The 312-nt window shown below is 28.5% G+C and carries 1 pseudogene; it reads left to right on the top strand.

Annotated elements, in window-relative coordinates:
* Nucleotides 1-161: 161 nt before the first annotated feature.
* Nucleotides 162-312: pseudogene (locus KA883_RS07665) on the top strand (IS6 family transposase); the annotation flags it as partial.

Here is a 312-nt window from a genome sequence, read left to right as displayed (position 1 = left end):
ACATCAAAGGAAAATCATCATCTATTTAAGTTCTTATACATATTTCATTTTCAACTATATTAATTTATTTATCACCTTTTTCATAATCATATACATATACAATTTGGTTCTGTTGCAAAGTTGAATTTATAGTATAATTTTAACAAAAAGGAGTCTTCTGTATGGACTATTTCAGATATAAACAATTTAACAAGGATGTTATCACTGTAGCCGTTAGCTACTATCTAAGATATGCATTGAGTTATCGTGATATATCTGAAATATTAAGGGAACGTGGTGTAAACGTTCATTATTCAACGGTCTACCGTTGGG

It is taken from the genome of Staphylococcus sp. GDY8P54P (genome assembly GCF_017892645.1).
Classification (GTDB): domain Bacteria; phylum Bacillota; class Bacilli; order Staphylococcales; family Staphylococcaceae; genus Staphylococcus; species Staphylococcus ureilyticus.
Note: the sequence above shows the minus strand (reverse complement) of the source record. Positions and strands in the feature narration are given on the sequence as shown.